The 15,050-nt window shown below is 64.5% G+C and carries 12 protein-coding genes; all 12 read left to right on the top strand.

The features are described 5' to 3' along the window. The first annotated feature begins 200 nt into the window (after positions 1-200). The 12 genes from J7302_RS10035 (at position 201) to J7302_RS09980 (ending at position 14,787) form a co-directional block, all read left to right on the top strand. Positions 201-1,598, top strand: coding sequence for an amino acid permease (locus J7302_RS10035; protein ID WP_215373410.1), 1,398 nt, complete (start codon positions 201-203; stop codon positions 1,596-1,598). Positions 1,599-2,012: 414 nt separating this feature from the next. Beyond that, positions 2,013-2,804 carry an enoyl-CoA hydratase/isomerase family protein gene (locus tag J7302_RS10030; RefSeq protein WP_215373408.1) on the top strand — a complete coding sequence of 264 codons (792 nt, stop codon included), beginning with the start codon at positions 2,013-2,015 and terminating at the stop codon, positions 2,802-2,804. A 29-nt stretch (positions 2,805-2,833) separates the two neighbouring features. Further along, positions 2,834-3,994 carry an acyl-CoA dehydrogenase family protein gene (locus tag J7302_RS10025; protein WP_215373406.1) on the top strand — a complete coding sequence of 387 codons (1,161 nt, stop codon included), beginning with the start codon at positions 2,834-2,836 and terminating at the stop codon, positions 3,992-3,994. A gap of 13 nt (positions 3,995-4,007) precedes the next feature. Continuing rightward, positions 4,008-6,098 carry an acetate--CoA ligase family protein gene (locus J7302_RS10020; protein WP_215373403.1) on the top strand — a complete coding sequence of 697 codons (2,091 nt, stop codon included), beginning with the start codon at positions 4,008-4,010 and terminating at the stop codon, positions 6,096-6,098. Positions 6,099-6,200: 102 nt separating this feature from the next. Next, complete coding sequence (locus tag J7302_RS10015; RefSeq protein WP_215373400.1) at positions 6,201-7,811, top strand: 5-guanidino-2-oxopentanoate decarboxylase; 1,611 nt, start codon at positions 6,201-6,203, stop codon at positions 7,809-7,811. Positions 7,812-7,831: 20 nt separating this feature from the next. After that, the gene (locus J7302_RS10010) at positions 7,832-9,022 is read left to right on the top strand and encodes a pyridoxal phosphate-dependent aminotransferase (RefSeq protein ID WP_215373398.1); all 1,191 of its coding nucleotides are present in this window, start codon (positions 7,832-7,834) and stop codon (positions 9,020-9,022) included. Continuing rightward, complete coding sequence (locus J7302_RS10005; protein WP_215373395.1) at positions 9,015-10,433, top strand: aldehyde dehydrogenase family protein; 1,419 nt, start codon at positions 9,015-9,017, stop codon at positions 10,431-10,433. Before J7302_RS10010 ends, J7302_RS10005 begins: the two co-directional genes overlap by 8 nt. Positions 10,434-10,477: 44 nt before the next feature. Continuing rightward, positions 10,478-11,191, top strand: a complete 714-nt coding sequence (locus J7302_RS10000; RefSeq protein WP_215373393.1) for an NAD(P)H-dependent oxidoreductase — start codon at positions 10,478-10,480, stop codon at positions 11,189-11,191. Positions 11,192-11,634: 443 nt separating this feature from the next. After that, entirely contained in the window at positions 11,635-12,042 is a 408-nt protein-coding gene (flgB, locus tag J7302_RS09995) for a flagellar basal body rod protein FlgB (RefSeq protein WP_215373391.1), read from the top strand. Positions 12,043-12,056: 14 nt separating this feature from the next. Further along, on the top strand, positions 12,057-12,506 hold the full coding sequence (gene flgC, locus J7302_RS09990; protein WP_215373389.1) for a flagellar basal body rod protein FlgC: 450 nt from the start codon (positions 12,057-12,059) through the stop codon (positions 12,504-12,506). A 19-nt stretch (positions 12,507-12,525) separates the two neighbouring features. Beyond that, positions 12,526-13,212 (top strand): flagellar hook assembly protein FlgD, encoded by a 687-nt coding sequence (flgD, locus tag J7302_RS09985; protein WP_215373387.1) that lies wholly within the window; start codon positions 12,526-12,528, stop codon positions 13,210-13,212. 30 nt (positions 13,213-13,242) lie between these two features. Beyond that, entirely contained in the window at positions 13,243-14,787 is a 1,545-nt protein-coding gene (locus J7302_RS09980; RefSeq protein WP_215373384.1) for a flagellar hook protein FlgE, read from the top strand. The last annotated feature ends 263 nt before the right edge of the window (positions 14,788-15,050 follow it).

The raw sequence follows: 15,050 nt of genomic DNA, 5'->3' as shown, positions 1-15,050 counted from the left end.
TTTTACAACTTCGATCGCAACGTTCAACGGCGTCTTACAAGGGCTTCCAATAATCGGCCTCAACCGCATCCGCGGGCTTGGCGAAGACCTCGCCGCCCGGGACCTCGGTTTTCGTGGCTTATTGGAGACAAGAATAATGACCCGCCGCCAAGTTCACCTTTCGTGCCTGTTCGCCTGCTGTGCCTCCCAGGAGGTGCGCCATGACTGATGATCGCGTCCAGCTCACCCGCTCGCTGAAAAGCCGGCACATCTTCATGCTGTCCCTTGGCGGTGTCATCGGCACCGGCCTGTTCATGGGGTCCGGCGTCATCATCAACCAGGGCGGACCGGTCGGCGCCGTGCTGGCCTATCTGGTGGCTGGCCTGCTGATGTACCTGGTGATGGTCTGCCTGGGCGAGCTCTCGGTACAGATGCCGGTCTCCGGCTCATTTCAGGCCCACGCCACGCGTTACATCGGCCCCGGCACCGGCTTCATGATCGGCTGGGTCTACTGGATGAGCTGGGCCACCACGGTGGGCCTGGAATTCACCGCCGCCGGCATGCTGATGGGCCGCTGGTTCCCCGACGTGCCCATCTGGTATTGGTCGGCGCTGTTCGTGGCGGTGCTGTTCTCCCTCAACGCCCTGACCACCCGCGCCTTCGGCGAGGCCGAATACTGGTTCTCCGGGATCAAGGTGGCCGCCATCCTCGGCTTCATCGTGGTTGGCATCCTCGCCATCTTCGGTGGTTTGCCGCTGGCCAGTGGCGAACCGGCCCCCATGTTCAACAACCTGATGGGCGACAGCCTGTTCCCCAACGGCATTTCCGCCGTGTTCGCGGTGATGATGACCGTGGTCTACGCCTTCCAGGGCTGCGAGATCATGGGCGTAGCCGCCGGTGAAACCGAGAATCCTGAGAAAAGCATCCCGCGTGCCGTGCGCAACGTGGTGTTCCGCGTGCTGATTTTCTACGTGCTGGCCATTCTCGTGCTGTCGGCCATCGTGCCCTGGCAGCAAGCCGGGTTGGTGGAAAGCCCCTTCGTCCAGGTGTTCGACATGGTCGGCATCCCCTTCGCCGCCGACCTGATGAACATCGTCATCCTTACAGCGCTCCTTTCGGTGGGCAACTCCGGCCTCTATGCCTCCACCCGCATCCTCTGGGCCATGTCCAAGAGCGGCATGGCGCCGCGCGGCCTGGCGAAGCTCAGCTCCCGTGGGGTGCCGCTCTATGCCCTGGCCATCACCCTGTGCTTTGCGTTGCTGTCACTGCTGACCAGCTTCATCGCCGCCGAGACCCTCTACATGGTCCTGACGGCCATCAGCGGCCTGGCCGGGACCGTGACCTGGATCGTCATCGCCCTGGCCCAGTACCGCTTCCGCAAGGCGCACTACAAGGCCGGCGGCACCGTGCAGGACCTGAGGTACGCAGCGCCGCTGTTCCCGCTGATTCCGATGGCTTGCATCTTCCTGTGCGTCTCGCTGTTCGTGTTCCTGGCCATGGATCCGACGCAGCGGCCTTCGCTGTACTGGGGCTTCGGTTTCATCTCCCTGTGCTATGGGGCTTACTACTTCACGCAGTTCAAGCGCCAGCGCAGCCTAGCGCCGATTCCGGCCGCCTGATCCCGGAAGCGTCCCACGAAAGCGCGGCAGAGCAATCTGCCGCGCTTTTTTGTTTGCGACCGTTTGCTCGAGCAGGAAGGGACTTCGCGCTGCGTAGGATGGGACGAGCGAAGTGATTCCCATCGATGGGGATCGCAGGCTCAGCGGACCGCCGCCCGCCCCCCTGCGGCCGTGCGCACATCCACCCTCCGCCCGGCCCATCACAGGCAGGCTCTGAGTTGTTCAAAGATGTAACAACACCTGCATCCGTTTTTTGTCTCTCCAATTAAAAGTCTTTTAAAACAATTAGATAGGCTTGTCTCTCGGTTGTTACATACCCCATTCGGGGAGGATTGTCGGCTTGCTGAACACTTGTTTAGTATGGCGTCCAGCTTTCCCATCCTCATGACCAAACACAACAAGACGAGGGCTCGCATGACTACCCCAGCCTCCCTGCTCAGCCAGGTTGAAGCCGGCATCGCCTGGATCACCCTGAACCGCCCACAGCAACGCAATGCATTGGACATCCCCACCCTCAAGGCCCTGCACGCGCTGCTCGATGCCCATGAAGCCGACCCGGCCGTTCGCGTCCTGGTGCTCACGGGGACTGGTCGCAGCTTCTGCGCAGGGGCGGACCTTGCCGAGTGGGCCGAGGCCGAGGCCTGCGGCGAGCTGGAAACCTACGGCTGGACCGAAGCCGCGCATGCCCTGATGACCCGGCTGCACGGACTGGCCAAGCCGACCATCGCCGCCATCAATGGCACTGCTGTCGGCGCGGGGATGGACCTGTCGCTGTGTTGCGACTTCCGCATCGCCGCACAGTCAGCGCGCTTCAAGGCTGGCTACACCGGTATGGCCTATGCACCGGACGCCGGCGCCAGCTGGCACCTGCCGCGGTTGATCGGCGCTGAACAGGCCAAGCGCCTGTTGTTCCTCGACGAGCTGTGGGGCGCTGAGCGTGCCTTGGGCGTCGGTCTGGTCGGTGAGGTCTGTGCCGACGACGCCTTGCTGCAGGTTGCCGGTGAACTGGCCACGCGCCTGGCCGCCGGCCCCACCTTCGCCTTCGCCCAGACCAAGGCGCTGATCCGTGATGGAGCGAGCCGCAGCCTGGCCGGGCAACTGGTTGCCGAACAGGCCGCCGGGCTGCTCTGCGGTCGCAGCGAAGACGCCGGCGAGGCGCTGCGCGCGGTCGCGGAAAAACGTACCCCCCATTTCATCGGCCGCTGAAGCGCCGCTCCCAGCAAGAGGATTCGGATATGAATTTCCAACTCACCCAGGAACAGGACATGCTGGTCGACGCGGTACGCGCCTTCGTCGACAAGGAGCTGCTGCCCCATGAAGAAGCCGTCGACCGTGCCGATGCGGTCTCCCCGGAGCTGGCCGCCGAGATTCGCGGCAAAGCCCTGGCGGCGGGGTTCTACGCCTTCAATATGCCGGAGGAAGTGGGCGGCGGTGGCCTCGACTACCTGTCCCAGGCGCTCGTAGAACGTGAACTGTCCAAGGTGTCCTGGGCGCTGCACGTGTTCGTTGCGCGCCCTTCGAAGATTCTCATGGCGTGCAAGGGCGAGCAGATCGAGCAATATCTGCTGCCCAGCGTCCAGGGGGAGAAAATCGACTGCTTCGCCCTGACCGAGCCGGGCGCAGGCTCCGACGCCAACTCGATCAAGACCCGCGCGGTACGTGATGGCGGCGACTTCGTGCTGAACGGCAGCAAGCACTTCATCAGCCACGCCGGTCACGCCGACTTCGCCATTGTCTTCGCCGTCACCGACACGTATGAGCACAACGGCAAGAAGCGCAATGCCGTCACCGCCTTCCTGGTCGACAAGGGCACCCCGGGGATGACAGTGCGCCGTGGGCCCAAGTGCGTCAGCAACAAGGGCTACCACACCTATGAGATCTTCTTCGACGACTGCCGCGTGCCGGAATCCAAGGTGCTCGGTGAGGTCGACAAGGGCTGGGAAGTCGCCAATGCCTGGCTCACCGCCGGACGGGTGATGGTCGCTGCCAACTGCGTCGGCCAGGCCCAGCGCGCGCTGGACCTCTCCCTGCAATGGGCCGCCGACCGCAAGCAGTTTGGCCAGCCCATCGGCACCTACCAGGGCATTTCCTTCAAGCTCGCCGACATGGCTACGCAGATTCGTGCCGCCGAGCTGATGACCCTGCACACCGCCTGGAAAATGGACCAGGGCACCATGACCGATGGCGAAGCCGGCATGGCCAAGTTGTTCGCCAGCGAAGTGCTCGGCCGCGTGGCGGACGAGACCGTGCAGATATTTGGCGGCATGGGCCTGATGGATGAAGGGCCGGTGGAGCGCATCTGGCGCAACGCGCGCATCGAGCGCATCTGGGAAGGCACCTCGGAAATCCAGCGCCACATCATTTCCCGCGAACTGCTGCGACCGCTGCTGCGCTGACCGGAGGTTGACCATGACCCAACGTGACAATCTCAAGCGCCTGCTGGCGCCTCGGCACCTGGCCTTCATTGGCGGGCGCAGCATGGCGCGTGCGCTCAAACGCTGTGCCGAAGGCGGCTTCACCGGCCAGATGTGGCTGGTCAACCCGCAGCACGCCCAACTCGAAGGGGTACCCTGCGTGGCCCGCGTCGCTGACCTGCCGTGCGGGCCGGACGCCGTATTCATCGCCACCAACCGCGAGCTGACCCTCGGCGTGGTCGCCGAGCTCGCCGCCAAGGATGCCGGTGGCGCCATCTGCTACGCCTCCGGCTTCGCCGAGACCGGTGAAGAAGGCCAGGCCCTGCAATGCGAGCTGCTTGCCGCCGCCGGCGAGATGGCCCTGCTCGGGCCCAACTGCTACGGCCTGCTCGACTACCTGCACGGCGCCGCCCTGTGGCCGGTGGCCCATGGCGGCAAGCTGGTGGAGAAGGGCGTGGCGGTGCTCACCCAGAGCGGTAACTTCGCCTACAACCTGTCGATGAGCGATCGTTCGCTGCCGGTGGCCTACATGGTGTCGGTCGGCAACCAGGCCCAGTTGGGCGTGGCCGAACTGATTGACGTGCTGCTGGATGAGCCGCGCGTCACGGCCATCGGCCTGCACCTGGAAGGCCTGAAGAATGTTCCCGGTTTCGCCCGGGCCGCGCACAAGGCTCTGGAGAAAGGCATCCCGATCATCGCCCTGAAAACCGGCGTTTCGCAGATCGGTGCCGAACTGGCACTCAGCCACACCAGCTCGCTGGCCGGATCTGATGCGCTGTACGACAGCCTGTTCGAACGCCTCGGGGTGATCCGTGTCAGCGGCCCGGTGAGCTTCATGGAAACCCTCAAGGCCGCCGCCTGCGGCAATCTTCCGGCTGGCCCGAGTCTGGTCGCATTGGCTTGCTCCGGTGGCGACGCCGGGCTGATCGCCGATTACGCCGAACGCAACGGCCTGGCGCTACCCAGGCTTGACGAAGGCCAACGCGGCGAGCTGGCTGAGGTGCTGCCTGACTACGCGAACATCGCCAACCCACTGGACTTCACCACCGCCATCTGGGGTGACGGCGAAGCCCTGCGCCGAATGCTCGACAGCACGCTGCGCAGCGACGCAGACGCGGCCCTGCTGGTGCTCGACTATCCCGGTGAGGAAACCGGCGAGCGTCCGCAGTGCGACCTGCTGCTGGAACTCTACTGTGAAGCGCTGCAACGTCACGGCAAGGTCGGCTTCATCGCCTCGGCCTTTCCCGAACTGCTGCCTGCACACGCCCGCGAGCTGTTACACGCCCGGGGCGTCGCCGCCCTGCAGGGGGTGGAGGATGGTCTCGCTGCCTGGGGGCGCATCGCCCACTACCGCCAGCGTCGCGATGCGCTGCTTGCGCGCGGCGACTCGGCGCTGGTGCCGATCTGCCCGCTGCCCCTGGAGGGCCAGGGCTGGCTTCTGGATGAGTGGCAGTCCAAGCAGGCGCTGAAGCCCTTTGGCGTGCCGCTGCCCAGCGCCGTGCTGAGCACGCCCGGCCAGGCCCGCGAGGCAGCTGCAGACCTCGGCTTCCCGCTGGTACTCAAGGCGGTCAGCGCCGAACTGCCGCACAAGACCGAAGTTGGTGGCGTGGCGCTCAACCTGCGCAACGAGGCGGCCCTGGAGGCAGCATTGCTCGACATGCGCGAAAGCCTCGCCCGGCATGCGCCGCAGGTGGTCTTCGACCAGGTACTGCTGGAGCGCATGGCCACACCGCCACTGGCGGAACTGATCGTTGGCATCAAGCGCGAGGAGGGCTTCGGCCTGGCGCTGGTGATTGGCGCCGGCGGCATCCTCGTCGAGTTGCTAAAGGACAGCCGCAGCCTGCTGCTGCCGACTACTGATGCGGCGATCCGCGATGCCCTGCTGGGCCTGCGCAGTGCCCCCTTGCTTAGCGGCTTCCGGGGCCGCCCGGCAGTGCACATGGACGCACTGGTGGATGCCATCCGCGCGGTGGCCGACTACGCCTGCGAGCACGCCGACCAGTTGCTGGAGCTGGATGTGAACCCGCTGCTGGTGAGCGCCGACGGTGCGGTCGCGGTGGATGCGCTGATCCGCCTAGGGGAATGACGCTCTTGTAGGAGCCAGCTTGCTGGCGAAGGTCCGGCGCACGGCCGTTCGCGAGCAAGCTCGCTCCTACAAGTCTTGGCAATTGGTTCGAGGAGACACCTCATGCAACAACAGAACACCCTCACCGGCGGCCAGGCCTTGGTCCGCCTGCTGGCCAACTACGGCGTGGACACCGTGTTCGGCATTCCCGGCGTGCACACCCTGGAGCTGTACCGGGGCCTGCCGGGAAGCGGTATCCGCCATGTGCTCACCCGCCACGAGCAGGGCGCCGGCTTCATGGCCGACGGCTATGCGCGAGTCAGCGGCAAGCCGGGCGTATGCTTCCTGATCACCGGCCCGGGCGTGACCAACGCGGCCACGCCCATCGGCCAGGCCTATGCCGATTCAATCCCGATGCTGGTGATTTCAAGCGTCAACCACACTGCCAGCCTCGGCAAGGGTTGGGGCTGCTTGCATGAGACCCAGGACCAGCGCGCCATGACTGCGCCCATCACGGCCTTCTCGGCGTTGGCATTGACTGCAGAGGACCTGCCCGAACTGGTGGCCCGTGCCTTTGCCGTGTTCGACAGCGAGCGCCCGCGTCCCGTGCACATTTCCGTGCCGCTGGACGTGCTGGCCGCCCCCGTGGCGCGTGACTGGAGCAACGATGTCGTGCGCCGTCCTGGACGTGGCGTGCCTGCCGTAGAGGCCATTCAGCAGGCCGTTGCGAAATTGGCGGCGGCCAAGCGACCGATGATCATTGCCGGTGGCGGTGCGCTGCAGGCTGGTGAGGCGCTCCAGGCGCTCAGCGAGCGGCTGGCCGCGCCGGTGTTCACCAGTGTGGCCGGCAAAGGCCTGCTGCCACCCGAAGAACCGCTGAACGCCGGCGCCAGTCTCTGCGTGGTGCCAGGTTGGCAATTGATTGCCGAAGCCGACCTGGTTCTGGCGGTCGGCTCCGAAATGGCCGACACCGATTTCTGGCGCGAGCGCCTGCCGCTCACTGGTGACCTGATTCGCGTCGATATCGACCCGCGCAAGTTCAATGATTTCTACCCCTGCGCCATAGCCCTGCGTGGCGATGCCCGGCTGACGCTTGAGGCCTTGTTGGCGCAGTTGCCGGATGCGGCACGCGACGCCACGTCGGCCATCGGTACAGTCGCTCGCCTGCGTGAAACCATTCGCCAGGAGCACGCACCGCTGCAGGCCATTCACCAGGCGATTCTCGACCGCATCGCTGCCGTGCTGCCGGCCAACGCCTTCATCAGCACGGACATGACCCAACTCGCCTACACCGGCAACTACGCCTTTGCCAGTCGGGCACCGCGCAGCTGGCTGCACCCCACTGGTTACGGCACCTTGGGTTACGGCCTGCCGGCCGGCATCGGCGCCAAGTTCGGCGCGCGAGAGCGGCCGGGCCTGGTGCTGGTTGGCGATGGCGGCTTCCTCTACACCGCCCAGGAGTTGGCTACTGCCACCGAGGAGCTGGACAGCCCGCTGGTGGTGCTGCTCTGGAACAACGATGCCCTGGGCCAGATCCGCGACGACATGCTCACCCTGGACATCGAGCCGGTGGGCGTGCTGCCGCGTAACCCGGACTTCATCGGTCTCGCCCGTGCCTTCGGCTGCGTGGTGAAGCAACCGCAGAGCCTCGACGAACTGGAAGGCGACCTGCGCGGCGGCTTCGCCCATCCGGGCGTCACCCTGATCGAACTGAAACACGCCTGCGCTCGCTGAGCCGGGCCAAGGAGCTTGCCATGCGCTTTTCCGATCTCACTCAACGCATTGCCGGCGACGGCGCGGCGGCCTGGAACATTCACTACCGCGCCCTGGAACGTCAGGCACGTGGCGACGACATTCTGCTGCTGTCCGTCGGCGATCCGGACTTCGATACCCCACAACCCATCGTCCAGGCCGCTATCGACAGCCTGCTGAACGGCAACACTCATTACTCCGATGTGCGCGGCAAGCTTGCCCTGCGTGAGCGTATCGCGGCCTGGCATAACGCGCGCAGCGGCCAGGGCGTGGCCGCCAACCAGGTGGCGGTAATGGCGGGCGCCCAATGCGCGCTGTTCAGCGTCGTGCAGTGCCTGCTCAATCCGGGTGACGAGGTGATTGTCGCCGAGCCGATGTATGTGACCTATGAGGCGGTGTTCGGCGCCTGTGGCGCCAAGGTCGTGCCGGTTCCAGTGCGTTCGGAAAACGGCTTCCGTATCCAGGCGCAAGACGTCGCGGCGGTCATTACTTCGCGGACCCGCGCAATCGCGATCAATAGCCCGCACAACCCCTCTGGCGCCAGCCTGCCGCGCGCTACCTGGGAGGCTCTTGCCGAACTGTGCGTTCGCCACGACCTCTGGATGATCTCCGACGAGGTCTACAGCGAGCTTCTGTTCGAGGGCGAGCACATCAGCCCGGCCAGCCTGCCGGGCATGGCCGAGCGCACCGCGACCCTCAACAGCCTGTCCAAATCCCATGCCATGACTGGCTGGCGGGTAGGTTGGGTGGTCGGCTCCGAGGCACTCACCGCGCATCTCGAAAACCTCGCCCTGTGCATGCTTTACGGGTCGCCCGACTTCATCCAGGACGCCGCCTGCGTCGCCCTGGAGGCAGGTCTGCCGGAGCTGGCAGCGATGCGCGAGGCCTACCGCCAGCGCCGTGACCTGGTGTGCGCGACGCTTGCCGGCTGCCCTGGCCTGCGCGCGCTGAAACCAGATGGCGGCATGTTCGTGATGGTCGACATTCGCCCCACTGGCCTCTCCGCCCAGGACTTCGCGGACCGCCTGCTGGATCTCTACGGCGTGTCCGTGCTCGCTGGCGAAGCCTTCGGCCCCAGCGCCGCCGGGCATATCCGTCTGGGCCTGGTGCTGGGCAGCGGCCCGCTGCAGGAAGCCTGCCGCCGCATCGCCCGCTGCGCCACCGAACTGATCGAGGAGAAACGCTATGCGTGAGTATCGCCACCTGTTCATCGGCGGCGCCTGGGTCGCGCCCCAGGGTTCCGGCATGGCCGAGGTCATCAATCCGGCGACGGAAGAAGTCGCCGGCCGCGTGCCGCTCGGCAATGAGGCGGATGTGGAGCGTGCGGTTACAGCAGCCCGGCAAGCTTTTGCCGCCTGGGCGCGGACACCGTCGAGCGTGCGCGCAGGTTACATCCGTGCGTTGGCCGAACAGCTCAAAGCCCGTGCGGATGAGATGGCCGGACTGATTACCGCCGAACTTGGCATGCCGGTGCAGTGGTGCCGGGCCATCCAGGTCGAGGGCCCGATTGAGGGACTGGAAAGCTACGCCGGACTGGCCGCCCACATGGACGAGGTGCGCGAGGTCGGCAACTCCCTGGTGGTCCGTGAGCCGGTGGGCGTCTGCGCCTTCATCAACCCCTGGAACTACCCGCTGCACCAGATGATCGGCAAGCTGGCGCCGGCGCTGGCGGCTGGCTGCACGGTGGTGGTCAAGCCGAGCCAGGAAACGCCGCTGCATGCCTTTCTTCTGGCCGAGCTGATCGAGGCCATTGGCCTGCCGGCCGGAGTCTTCAACCTGGTCAGCGGGCCCGGCTCCAAGGTTGGCGAGGCGCTGGCGCGTCACCCTGATGTCGACATGGTTTCCTTCACCGGTTCCACCGGCGCCGGCGTGCGGGTGGCCGAGGCAGCAGCGCCGACGGTCAAGCGCGTTTGCCTGGAACTGGGCGGCAAGTCGCCGCTGCTGATTGGTGCCGATGCCGACTTGGCGGCGGCCGTGCGTTACGGCGTACAGGATGTGATGGTCAATTCCGGGCAGACTTGTACGGCACTGACCCGCATGCTGCTGCCAGCAAGCCGCTACGCCGAAGCGCTGGAGCTGGCCAGCGCCGAAACCGAGGCGCTGCGCATGGGCGACCCGCTGGATCCGGAATCCTTCCTCGGCCCGATGTGTTCATCCGGCCAACGCCGCACTGTGCGTGACTACATCCGCATCGGAGAGGAGGAGGGCGCCCGCCTGTTGATTGGCGGCGCTGACGCGCCCGTGGGCCTCGAGCGAGGCTACTATGTGCGGCCCACGCTGTTCGCCGACGTGCACAACCGCATGCGTATTGCCCGGGAAGAAATCTTCGGGCCGGTGCTCTGCCTGATCCCCTACGCCGACGAGAAAGAGGCCGTGCTCATCGCCAATGACTCGCCCTTTGGCCTGTCCAGTGCGGTCTGGACCGCCAGCCGAGAGCGCTCCCTGGAACTGGCGCGGCAACTGCGCGCCGGGCAGTGCTTCGTCAACGGCGCCGCCTTCAACTACCGCGCGCCTTTCGGCGGCTACAAGCAGTCCGGCAACGGGCGCGAGTGGGGTGAAGAAGGGCTGGCGGAATTCGTCGAAGTGAAGGCCATCCAAATCTGATCATCAGGCCGGTACACGCCGGCCTCTCCATTCAAGGACACCCCATGAACGTATTGATCGTCCACGCCCACCCCGAGCCTCAATCCTTCACCAGCGCCCTGCGTGACCTGGCCGCGGAGACGTTGCAAGGTCAGGGGCATCAGGTGCTGGTCTCAGACCTCTACGCGATGAAGTTCAACCCCGTGGCCAGCGCGGAGGATTTTTCCGAGCGGGCCAACCCGGATTACCTGGTGTATGCGCTGGAGCAGCGCGAGGGCGTCAAGGCCGGGCGAATTGCCGCAGACATCCAGACTGAGCTGGATAAGCTGCTCTGGGCGGACCTTGTTATCTTCAACTTCCCGCTGTACTGGTTCTCCGTGCCGGCCATGCTCAAGGGCTGGATCGACCGGGTGCTGGTATCTGGCGTCTGCTACGGCGGCAAGCGCTTCTACGACCAGGGCGGCCTTGCCGGCAAGAAGGCGCTGGTGACCCTGACCCTGGGCGGGCGTGACCACATGTTCGGTGAAGGCGCCATCCATGGGCCGCTGGAGGACATGCTGCGTCCGCTGCTGCGCGGCACCCTGGCTTATGTCGGCATGGAAGTGCTGCCGCCCTTCGTGGCCTGGCACGTGCCTTACATCAGCTATGAGGCACGGCAGGACTTCCTGCGTAGCTACCAGGCACGCCTGCAAGGGCTGGAGCAGGACGTAGCGCTTGAGTTCCCGCGTCTGGAACAGTTCGACGAGCGGCTGTATCCGCTGCAGCGCCCGGCCCAATAAGGCGAGCTAGCCGTGGGGGCCACCTTCGAGCGGGGCGCTTGGTAGGAGAAAGGGGGAGGCCTGGTTCTTACTCGCGAACCCAACCCCACATTCGCCAGCAAGCTGGCTCCTGCAAGCGTGACGGGTCGACGCCGATCGCCGTGCCGTGGGAGCGAGCTTGCTCGCGATCCCAGCCCCGCATTCGCCAGCAAGCTGGCTCCTACGGGGTGGGTTCATTAGCGAAGCGGTCTTCCTCTGAGCACCTTTGCCTTGCCAAGCGGCAATGCCGCCTGCCGCCTTTGCCGCCCCTTGGCAACAGGCGGAACCGCTTTGCCGCTTTTGCCTTTGCTGTTACCGGGGTAACTTTCCAAGGCATTGAAAATAAAGGGAAAAAATAAATGGCACGGCCTTTGCTGACACTTTGGCAAGCAACCCAGCATTGCCACTGGCAAAGGTTACGGACCATGAGCATCAGTTTCGAAAAGGCACTCGGCATCCACCAGCAAGCCCTCAGCTTCCGCGCTCAGCGTGGCGAGGTGCTGGCCAATAACATCGCCAACGCCGATACCCCGAACTACAAGGCTCGTGACCTCGACTTCGCCAGCGTGCTCGCACAGCAATCGCAGAAGACTGTTGGCGGCAGCTTCCAGGCCACTCGGACCAGCCAGCGCCACATCGCCGCTGAGGGCATCCAGATGGGCGAGGCCGCGCTGCAGTACCGCATTCCATTCCAGGCGTCGATCGATCAGAACACCGTCGATCCGCAGATCGAGCAGTCGAACTACACCGAGAACGCCATGCAATTCCAGGCCAGCTTCACCTTGCTCAACAGCAAGTTCAAAGGCCTGATCGGCGCCCTGCGCGGCGAATAACGGAGAGCCAAGCCATGTCCCTATCCAGCATCTTCAACATCGCCGGAACCGGCATGAGTGCCCAGAACACTCGGCTGAACACCATCTCCAGCAATATCGCCAACGCCGAGACGGTCTCCTCGAGCATCGACCAGACCTACCGTGCGCGCCATCCGGTGTTCGCCACCATGTTCCAGAACTCCATGGGCGGCACTGGCGACAGCGGTTCACTGTTCGCCGATCAGGATCAGTCCGGCAGCGGCGTGCAGGTGCTCGGCGTCATCGAAGACCAGAGCACGTTGACTCCGCGCTACGAGCCGAACCATCCGGCCGCCAATGCCGAAGGCTATGTCTACTACCCGAACGTCAATGTGGTCGAGGAGATGGCCGACATGATCTCCGCCAGTCGCGCCTTCCAGACCAACGCAGAAATGATGAACACCGCCAAGCAGATGATGCAGAAAGTGCTGACCCTGGGTCAGTAACCGAACCTGAGGGAACAGCATGAGTATCAGCACCGCCACGAGCGCGACCAACACCCAGTCGGTTCTCGACCAGTACAGCCTCAAGACCGAGACCAAGAGCAACAAGGACCTTGGCAAGAACGAGTTCCTCGAACTGCTGGTCGCCCAGTTGAACAACCAGGACCCGCTGTCGCCTCAGGAAAACGGTGAGTTCATCGCCCAGCTGGCGCAGTTCAGCCAGGTGGAGGGCATCGAGAAGCTCAACTCCAGCATGGGGTCGTTGCTCTCCGGCTACCAGTCTTCCCAGGCGCTACAGGCGTCGTCGCTGGTCGGCCGCAAGGTCATTGTGCCCACCGAGAAAGCAGTGGTGGACACCAGCGAGACCTTCAAGGCCAGCGCCTCGCTGCCGGCCAGCAGCAGCAACGTCTGGGTCAATGTCTACGACACCAGCGGAAGCGTGGTGAACCGGATCAACCTGGGGCAGCAAAGCGCCGGAAGCGTCAGCTTCATGTGGGACGGCAAGGACTCGAGTGGGAACCTCATGCCTCCGGGCACTTACAAGTTCGAGGCGCAAGCCCAATACGACGGTGAGACCAAGGGGCTCTACACCATGCTGCCGGCCAACGTCGACAGCGTCACTCTTGGCCAGAACGGCGGTGAGCTGATGCTCAACCTCGCGGGCATTGGCAGCGTCGGGCTGTCCAAGGTCCAGGTCATCGGTCAATAACTGCCGGCAGATTCGGCAAGGAGTTATCGAATGAGTTTCAACAATGGCCTGAGTGGCCTGCGATCGGCGAGTACGGATCTCAATATTACCGGCAACAACATTGCCAACGCGGGCACTGTCGGCTTCAAACAGTCGCGCGCGGAGTTCGCCAATATCTACGCGTCGTCCGTGCTGGGCGGCGGCAAGAACCCCCAAGGCAGTGGCTCGCTCTTGTCGAGCGTTTCCCAGCAGTTCAATCAGGGGAACATCAACTACACGCAGAATGCCCTCGACCTGGCCATCAACGGCAATGGCTTCTTCCAGGTCAGCAACAATGGGGCCCTGAGCTATACGCGGGCGGGTTACTTCGGGACTGACAGCAACGGCTACATCGTCGATAACTTCGGCTACAACCTTCAGGGCTACACCACGGATGACAATGGTGTCCTGCAGACTGGTTCGATCGGCAACCTGAGGATCCGGGCAACAAGCCAGGCGCCTGCGGCCACCAGCATTGTGACTCAGGGCTTCAACCTGAACTCCACCAGCACTGTTCCAACCAATGCGTTCAGTCCCACTGATCCAACCAGTTACAACTCGTCGACATCGACGAACATTTTCGACAGCCAGGGCAACGCCCATGTGATGACGCAGTTCTTCGTCAAGACTGCCCCCAACGCCTGGACGATGAATGTGCTGATCGATGGCAGCCATCCTTTGGCCGGGGTGGCCAACCTGGCTGCAAGCACCGCGGCGAGCGCCGCTGGTGCCACGCCCGCCTCGGTTGCTACCGCGGTGGCGACCCTTGCCGGTACCGATCCCAGCGTGCTGCCCGCCCAAGTCACGGCCGCCAGTGCGGCTTCGGTGGCTGCAGGCGCCACGGTGGAGAGCGTCGTCGCCGCCATTGCCGCGGCCGGCAAGACTCCCGTCAGCGCGAACATGACCTTCAATTCGGTCGGCCAGTTGCAACCTGTCACCAGCACCAGTCCGGCCGCCTATGATCCAAACGCAGTCCCGGCCATGCCGGCTCCCCAGCCTACCGATGTCTGGGAGATGAATGCTGATGGCACCCTGAAGATCAGGAGTTGGGTGCCGTCCACCTCCAATGGTGAGGAAAACCCAGTGTTCCTGGCCAATGGAGCGGCGATCAGCAACTCGGGTGTCAGCCTCGACTTCCGCCAGGCCACACAGTTTGCCAGCGCCTTCGCCGTCAACAGTGTTGCCCAGGACGGTTACACCACGGGAGAGCTGGCGGGTGTGGAGATCAGTGATCAGGGTGAGATCTTTGCTCGCTACACCAATGGCCAGTCGCGAGTGCAGGGGCAGGTCATCCTGGCGAACTTCGCCAATGTCCAGGGGCTGACACCGGTCGGCAAGAGCCAGTGGATCCAGGCCGCTGATTCCGGAGAGCCGGTGCGCAACCCGCCCCGCTCTGGCACCCTCGGGGCGATCCAGTCGGGCGCGCTCGAGGACTCGAACGTCGACCTGTCGGATCAGTTGGTCAACCTGATCGTCGCCCAGCGCAACTATCAGGCGAGCGCCAAGACCATCGAAGCCGAGAGTGCCCTTACCCAGACTGTCATCAACCTGCGTTGATGAGTGGCTGCGCGTTGGCCGGCGTTGACAATCCGAAGGATGGGTTGAGCGGAGCGAAACCCATCAGTGCGGGTCGATGGGGTTTGCAGGCCCAAACGGTGCACCGCCCGGCCCATCCTGCCGGGCCTGCGGATTCGCGAGCTCGCTCCTACAGGCGGCAAACGTCCTTGCCGCTGGCGGCAGTTCCTCGCCGCCAGCGCTTTGACAAGGCCCTATATGGGGCTTTTTTATTTTTATAAACCCTTAATATTCAAAGTCTTACG

This window comes from Metapseudomonas boanensis (assembly GCF_018704125.1).
Classification (GTDB): Bacteria; Pseudomonadota; Gammaproteobacteria; order Pseudomonadales; family Pseudomonadaceae; genus Metapseudomonas; species Metapseudomonas boanensis.
Note: the sequence above shows the minus strand (reverse complement) of the source record. Positions and strands in the feature narration are given on the sequence as shown.

Bases quoted from the DNA above. Each gene is read 5' to 3' on its own strand.
- J7302_RS10035 (WP_215373410.1), top strand. From the start codon at position 201: ATGACTGATGATCGCGTCCAGCTCACCCGCTCGCTGAAAAGCCGGCAC.
- J7302_RS10030 (WP_215373408.1), top strand. From the start codon at position 2,013: ATGACTACCCCAGCCTCCCTGCTCAGCCAGGTTGAAGCCGGCATCGCC.
- J7302_RS10025 (WP_215373406.1), top strand. From the start codon at position 2,834: ATGAATTTCCAACTCACCCAGGAACAGGACATGCTGGTCGACGCGGTA.
- J7302_RS10020 (WP_215373403.1), top strand. From the start codon at position 4,008: ATGACCCAACGTGACAATCTCAAGCGCCTGCTGGCGCCTCGGCACCTG.
- J7302_RS10015 (WP_215373400.1), top strand. From the start codon at position 6,201: ATGCAACAACAGAACACCCTCACCGGCGGCCAGGCCTTGGTCCGCCTG.
- J7302_RS10010 (WP_215373398.1), top strand. From the start codon at position 7,832: ATGCGCTTTTCCGATCTCACTCAACGCATTGCCGGCGACGGCGCGGCG.
- J7302_RS10005 (WP_215373395.1), top strand. From the start codon at position 9,015: ATGCGTGAGTATCGCCACCTGTTCATCGGCGGCGCCTGGGTCGCGCCC.
- J7302_RS10000 (WP_215373393.1), top strand. From the start codon at position 10,478: ATGAACGTATTGATCGTCCACGCCCACCCCGAGCCTCAATCCTTCACC.
- flgB (WP_215373391.1), top strand. From the start codon at position 11,635: ATGAGCATCAGTTTCGAAAAGGCACTCGGCATCCACCAGCAAGCCCTC.
- flgC (WP_215373389.1), top strand. From the start codon at position 12,057: ATGTCCCTATCCAGCATCTTCAACATCGCCGGAACCGGCATGAGTGCC.
- flgD (WP_215373387.1), top strand. From the start codon at position 12,526: ATGAGTATCAGCACCGCCACGAGCGCGACCAACACCCAGTCGGTTCTC.
- J7302_RS09980 (WP_215373384.1), top strand. From the start codon at position 13,243: ATGAGTTTCAACAATGGCCTGAGTGGCCTGCGATCGGCGAGTACGGAT.